Annotated in this window: 2 protein-coding genes; both read right to left on the bottom strand. The window is 59.1% G+C overall.

Annotated elements, in window-relative coordinates; genetic code table 11:
- Positions 1-459 (bottom strand): hypothetical protein (locus tag AC1Q5P_RS21675; RefSeq protein WP_492520003.1); only part of this gene is annotated, 459 nt, incomplete at its 3' end.
- 126 nt (positions 460-585) lie between these two features.
- Positions 586-3,625 (bottom strand): B12-binding domain-containing radical SAM protein (locus AC1Q5P_RS21670; RefSeq protein ID WP_492520002.1); only part of this gene is annotated, 3,040 nt, incomplete at its 5' end.

Here is a 3,625-nt window from a genome sequence, read left to right as displayed (position 1 = left end):
GTCGGGGATGAGCCGCTCCCCATTGGAGCAAAGGTGGACCTCGACCTGGCACGCCCCCGAATTCACGAAGTCCCAGATATCCAACACTTTCTGCCGCAGCAGCGGATTGCATGTGTCGAGGAAGCCGTCGACCTGTCCGAAGCAGTCCCCGATGAAGGCAAGGAGTTTGTCAATCTCAGTCGACGGGAAGTTGCGGTTGCTGCCGTTGAACCGGCTGTGGCACTTAAACTGAAAGAGATGGATTACACGACGGCTGAAACGCTCGTCGAGATAGACCGCGTCAACGCCCCTATCCTCCCCTCCATCGGTGATCGAGCCCCTCGCCTCATCGAAGTCGATGCGTAGTAGAGATGTCACGCAGAGGAGGGAGAACGCTTCCCGCCGGGTTTCAAGATTGAGAGTCTTCTCAATCTGAGCGGCAGCTGCGTCTACGTTTCCCCAGTCAAGAAGTGTTGCCATGCAATACTCCTTGCCCGGTCGCTCCTTCTGTTTCAACCTTTCCGCCGATGTGAGCCGCCTCCACTGCATGGGGGCGCAAGTCGCCAGGCATCAAGCACCGGCGGCCCGGACCGATTGAGGCAATGTCTAATAACCGTCGGCGAGGAGGGCGCGATAAGTGTCGACAAAGCTACGCCGCAAATAGAAGCGCAGATAGGCCGATGCCACCGTCGTTTCGAATTTCGCCTGATCGCCGAAATTCACTTTGTTCAAGATATCCGCGGCTGGAGAATTTTCGGAGTGATAGTCACTGTATTTGACGAGATCGGTGAAGCGGAATCCCAACCGCGAGAGTTCGTCATACACTGAAATGAGATCCGCCGGATCGAGCGGTCTATCATCGGTGACGATGCCGCCTACCAGATCGTGGAAGCGCGCGCTTTTGGGGTCCTGCAGGGCTTCGCCCAAGATGGCGTCCCAAACGATATCGAGTTCCTCATAGTCGGAGTAGCTCCTGTGAGCCTCGCTACCTCGGCGTTGTTCACTGCGCAACGATTGCAATGCCGGCACAAATTCCTTGTACAGCGCGAAATAAGCAAGGCTGACCCCGGACTCGATCGCAAAAGCGACCGTTTCCAACGAGGTTTCGGCCGTCTCTTTCGGGCCGCCAAGAATGAAATACGCTTTGCTGTGGATGCCAGCGTCTCGCAACCGGCTAAACAAGGCCGTGAACTCGGCGTTGGTTGCTGACTTGCCCACCTTCATCTTGCGCCGCTTCGTCTCATTTCCATGTTCGATTCCGAAGGCCAGCATCCGGCAGCCACTTGTCGCAAGCTGATCAATGAAATTGGGAAACGCAGCTTCATAGTGAAGGAAATCCTCGACTCGGAAGATTCCGCGCCAGCCGAACCCGATCGGAGCCGCTGCCCTAACTACCGAGAGCACGGACAGGAATTTTTCCGCCCAGTCGACTGCCTGCGCCCAGGCAACACGCTGTTCGGTAAGCGTGGCGATTTGGGGCAATAGATTATCGTCGACAAATTGAATCCGCAGATCTGGATGGCGCCGAGCGAGTTCTTTCAATTCCTGTTCGACAGACTCCAAAGGACGGCGGCGCTCGCCTCCCGATTGCTGGACTCGCTCGGTGCAAAAGCTGCAGCTCCAGTTGCAGCCACGTGACATGACGACATGCGCTTCGACCGCGGTGCCGTTGATCGCCCGAGTCCGCCGCGGCTCATATTCGCCCGCGTGCGTCGAAAAGATACGCCGATCGAGGAAAACGGGCTCCAGCCAGGACGATGCGGTAATGGCGGCGGCGGCCGGCTTGGTGATCAGCGATTGGCCCGTCCGAATGATGAGGTCGCTCCGCTCGTTCGGCACGATCCCAGCAGGAACGACTCGCTGACCTTGTCCGAAGTTGGCAACAAGGGTGGCAAAATTGGCGCCAGCGTTAGTGTGAATCTCGAAATCCCAGCATCTGCTTTCCTCGTCGCCCAAGGCAGCGTTGCGAAATGAGCGCGCATTGACCGCGGGCCCCCCCACAACGATCGCCGGCGGATCGGGAAGCGCCTTGATCGCGGTCGCGATCGAGAGGACCGACCGCATGGTGGGAAGGACGACGTTGAAACCAACCCAGTCGAAATTTTGTGCATCCCCGATGACCCTGTCGCGCATCGCAGGCGCGCGATGGCAATCCGCCAGATAGACATCATGGCCTGCGGCCAGCAGTTCGCTTCCGATCATTCCCAGTCCGAGAGGAGGGGTGGAGGTGCTTGAGACGTCCCGAGTATATGCTGAGGGCGAAATCGGCGGCAAGACCAACAGGATGCGCTGAACATGTTCACGCAGCTTGCGCGCATTTATCTGGACTTCGGGGTGAAGGTTCGCGAACAGCCACGGGCTATCGGTGGCGAGCGGCGGACCGATCAAGGTCCGGGCGACCGGGAAATCGCTAGCAAAAAAGCGATCTGCGACGCTGAACAATACGGGTGTCGCGTGTTCGCGGTGGAAGCGAATGAGGAATTCACGCTGCATCCACGGGTGGAAATCCCCAGTTTCGACCGCCTTGTCGACGATGGCGCCAAGGCGCGCTTTGAGCTGGCTGGGCGTCTCCGCCAGCACGCCCAGACGGCTTGCATTGAAGAGGCGTTCGCGCAGCGTTGGCGAGAAGGCGAGGTCTATCGCTGCCCAGCGAAGCGCTTCTTCTTCGTCGCCCGCCAGCGCTTCGATAAGCGCGACAAGACGCCGCGGATGAACCGACGCCGCCAGCAATGCCGCGCGAAGCAGTTTGTCCCCGCGCCACGTTGGGGCCGGTATCTGCTGATTATGTTCTTGCCATGCCGCGAAAAGTTGCTCGATCCCCCGGCCATGCATCTTGGCGTCGATACTCGCGAGAGCAAGCGCAGTCGGCGCGAGTTCATCGGCGCTCGCGAGAAGGTCGTTGAGATCGAATGCGTTCTCCTGGACCTTAGCGCATTGTTCCTGCTCCTTTACGTAGGCGGGGCAAGCCACGGGATCAAGATCGATGACTGGCGAGAGTTCGGGAACTGCCGCTTCGAGGCGGGCAAGACGGATCTGCAGCGCGTGATCGGTGACGGCTTGCCGAGATATTTCCGCAAAGAAATCAACGGCGACCTGCCGCGATATATCGTCAAACTTGTCGGCATATTTGGTGGCATAATGCAGGAGTTCGCGGCCGAGGAAGCCGTCGCCGCGAATCTCGCGCATCATCGGATCCGGGATGCTCTCGAGAAAACCCTTGAACGTTGTCTCGATACTCGAAGCGGCGGCCATATAGCGCCACGCGACGTCGAAACGGCCCGAGCAACGAAGATCTGCCGTCATCCGCAGGTCAGCCTCGTAGGCATCCAAGATACCTTTGGCGATCGCCGCCAACTGCGTTCGCGCGCTGTCGAGACTGGCATAGGTCGGTTCCTTGCCGAGATCGCTGAGATAATTAAGGGCAGTGCAGCTGACGCTCCATTCGCTTAACGCTTTGCCACGGGCGGCAAAGTCGAGTGCCTTTGCGACCTCGCGGGCCTGCTCGTTGCCTTCCGTACGATGACGGGCGAGCGCAGCGCGCCCTTGATATTGCCGGGTCCTCCAGTTGGCTGAGCCCGACCGCGCGAGACCGAGCGGGCTTGCGACATTGCGGGCGGCTTCGTCCCACGAGAAATGTTCTTCAAGA

It is taken from the genome of Novosphingobium sp. GW835-FHT14H07 (assembly GCF_058793515.1).
The sequence above is the reverse complement of the archived record's forward strand: the minus strand, read 5'-3'. Positions and strand labels throughout refer to the sequence as shown.